General features: G+C 70.2%; 1 protein-coding gene. It reads left to right on the top strand.

The features are described from left to right. The coding region (locus ACPYOG_RS20680) for a helicase-related protein (RefSeq protein ID WP_481295933.1) at positions 1-238 on the top strand (238 nt) is incomplete at both ends.

The raw sequence follows: 238 nt of genomic DNA, 5'->3' as shown, positions 1-238 counted from the left end.
AGGCGGACTACGTCTTCCTGCTCGACCCGTGGTGGAACCCCGCCGCCGAGGCGCAGGCGATCGACCGCACCCACCGGATCGGCCAGGATCGTCCGGTCAACGTGTACCGGCTCATCGCGGACGGGACGATCGATGAGAAGGTGCTCGCGCTGCAGGAGCGGAAGGCCCGGCTGTTCCACGCCGTCCTGGACGAGGACGAGCTGCTCTCCCGCGCGCTCACCGCCGACGACATCCGCGG

Source organism: Leifsonia sp. HAY1-4F, assembly GCF_056755275.1.
This window is presented reverse-complemented; position numbering and strand designations above follow the sequence as displayed.